The 2536-nt window shown below is 55.9% G+C and carries 1 protein-coding gene; it reads right to left on the bottom strand.

Annotated features, from left to right (window positions below; genetic code table 11):
• Window positions 1-575: 575 nt before the first annotated feature.
• Window positions 576-749 (bottom strand): MBL fold metallo-hydrolase, encoded by a 174-nt coding sequence (locus A3A5_RS45705; protein ID WP_157637244.1) that lies wholly within the window; start codon window positions 747-749, stop codon window positions 576-578.
• Window positions 750-2536 lie beyond the last annotated feature (1787 nt).

The following is a 2536-nucleotide window of genomic DNA, read 5'->3' as shown; positions in this document are numbered from 1 at the left end:
CAAGCACGTCAATAACCATGGTTGCCCCGGGGTGGCACAGATGACCAACATACTATCGGTAGAGGGCTTGGGAGACAACCGGATAAGCATGGTTTGAGCGTTCAGCTCGCGCGACAAATGAGGAGCGAGTCAGCGGATTTCATCGGGGCCAGCAGCGTATGCTGCAGAAAGGCCGCATATAAAGCTGCAACCTATCCTGTCGAATCGGAACACAAGAAAACCTAGCGCATCGGGGGCGTTCATATAAACTACCTTAACACACGCCGCCTTCCCGGTCAAATGTGAAACTTCCCGGCTCGAAGCTCCTACCTGCAGCGGGTGTTGCAAGTGTCGCCCAGTAAGCAGCACTGGACCTGACTGCGTGCGGGCGAGATAAGAGACGTGGCCTTCCGTAAGTCCAGGCGTCAGGATTGGAAACAACGAACCGTCGCCGAAGACGTCGACCACACGGTCGAATTTGCCATCCGGGTTCTTTCATGAACTGGAACTCTTGGAGGGCAGGCCTGCCTGCCATCGAAGAAGCGATCTTCCATTCCCTGAACGAAAAGAGGTTCTCGGACTTCGATTCCGCAGCCCTAACCGGGGCGGGGGTAGAACTGAACATCCTTTGGGATGTCTGGCATCCCGGAAATGTGATCGAGATGGAGATGGGTCATAAAGACCCCTTTGAGGGAAGCCCCTTCCGATCTGATCGCCGACGAAGCGTTTGTGTGGGCCTCCCTCTTCTCAGTCTTCGCGAAGTTTCTCACGACCCATCCGGCTCCTCGGATCTTCAACAAACCGCTTTGAAATTCGTGGGTCGATCATGAAGAGTCCCTGTGTGGGATGCTGCAAGAGATGTGTGTATATCTGGATCGGTTCCTCATGATCCATGGGCCCCGCTTGTATGACCTTTGGATCATTCAAATTAAGCAGTCCGGAAAGACCGTCAACCCAGGCTGCGCTGGCGATCGTCTGGACCTGGATTGGTCCCGGCTGGTCCGGGAGCTGAGAGAAGCCACACTTCAAACCGACTTGGGGAGCCGAGCTGTAGAACACCGAAAATGCGTCAATGACTGCGACGTCAGCACGACCTGCGCATATGCACTCGCATTCGCCACCCGCCCCCCCGTTCGAGCCGGAGCAAGACCTCGGCTCACTCCTGCGATGGTCCCTTGCCGCGCTTCGAGTTGCGCACCGATTCCGTGGTGGTGCGTCTGGTCAGAATGACCGTGAAGAAAACTCGGGAAGCGCTGCTTGCCGAGGTCCAACGCTCGCACGGTCTGAGAGAGGGCCAACTAAGGGTAGTGGTTGGCCGCTCTGCGCCCAAGGGACGGCGCTGCGATCGCTGCCCAATTAGCCGAAAGGCGGCATGCGCAAGGTCTATTTGGCCGACGCCATTGCGCTTTGATGACCCTAGCGTTTGAGAAATGTCAGGGCTGCAGCACCCTATGCCGCTCATTGTTACAAACAAATCTTAAAATCACCCTTTCCGATTTCAAGGAACCAGCAGTCGTCAGACCACCCCTCCATTTCCGTAGCGAATGCGGACATAGCGCCCCCAAGAACAGTCGCAGACATTAAACCCACGAACACCACATTCTTAATAATCTTCCGCATGGCAATCTCCATAAATCGAAAATAATTTTCTAACACTTCGATATGAGCCGAGAAAAGCGGAACGGCTTCAGTTAATACAGTACGAATGCATAGCGTAATCTATCAATACTGATATGACGTCCCATTCCCTTGCTAACATCTCCTAGAGTGGTAAAGGCTAGTTTATCTATCAGGTATGCTAAGGCAAGGTCCATCTGCTTCAACTTTCCTTCGCTTGATCTAAATCAAGATCTAGTGAGACGCGCAAAGACGAGCGGCCTCAAACACAGCCTAGTTCGGCCCACCTACAGGCGCTAAACTTGCAGCGCAACAAACGATGGACATCGAGGAAGCACATCGCTCAGTAATCCGTGCTGCCTGGTCCAATTGTGCCGTCGCCGTTCCCGCTAGCCTCGCTTCGCCGTTGAATCCAACCGTGCAGGTCCGACGGTGCCAGCGAGGTGCACGGGTCATCGAACAGATGCGCGATGATGTTGCGGTGCGGTATGAGCTTCTTGGCGGAAGATATCGCGCCTTGCCGCCATGGCCGGTCCGCCGGCGCGGCCATGGATCACGAAGGCGCGCAAAACCTGGAGCGGAAGCGGCTGCATCGGTGCCGGGACAGTTATGCCGACGCTTCTCCGCTGGTTCGCCACGGTGGACAAGGGAGGCGGCGGTGGATTTGGCACGAGCATCTCAGCCGCGAACGCGCGCCTTAGGCTTGGAAGCGCACGTAGTGGCGCTGCCGCACACGCATCCCGGCCTCGGGCGTGGCGCCAGATCAGCCACTTGCTGCCCAATCTCGGACATGACGAGGTGCCTGCGTCTCAGCGCAGTAACCTCGTAAGCGCGAAATTGACCCCACCTAGTGTAGCGTTCTGTTCTTGATGGAACTTATATGAATTCGGCGTCTCCAATGCCCACACTGCGACACAGCGTGGAGAGAGTGAGTGCGAGT

The organism is Cupriavidus sp. UYPR2.512 (genome assembly GCF_000379565.1).
In the GTDB taxonomy this organism is placed as follows: domain Bacteria; phylum Pseudomonadota; class Gammaproteobacteria; order Burkholderiales; family Burkholderiaceae; genus Cupriavidus.
Note: the sequence above shows the minus strand (reverse complement) of the source record. Positions and strands in the feature narration are given on the sequence as shown.